We start from the raw sequence: 293 nt of genomic DNA on the forward strand, positions 1-293 counted from the left end.
CAAACAAGACTAATACCATTCTCAAATGCAGGCTCTTCAAACTCAGCATCAATCATATATCGTAACTCACTTAAAAATGGCAATACCTTTATCTTGGGATCATTATTAAACCCGGTCATTTTAAAGGCCATCAATGCTCCCGCACCAGCTCCCACAAAAGCCAGTGGCCCCACCAAACCCACGGCCAGTAAGCACAGTACTATACCAACATAAGCGGCATTCCGGGTCGCTGCATAAAAGACTTCCGGCACCAGTTCAATCGTGCTGACAATGATTCCGTGTTCGGTTAATTT

Annotated in this window: 1 pseudogene; it reads right to left on the minus strand. The window is 44.7% G+C overall.

From position 1 onward, the window contains the following. Nucleotides 1-293, minus strand: a pseudogene (locus EA58_RS21780) (hypothetical protein); the annotation flags it as partial.

Origin of the sequence: Photobacterium galatheae (assembly GCF_000695255.1) — a bacterium.
In the GTDB taxonomy this organism is placed as follows: domain Bacteria; phylum Pseudomonadota; class Gammaproteobacteria; order Enterobacterales; family Vibrionaceae; genus Photobacterium; species Photobacterium galatheae.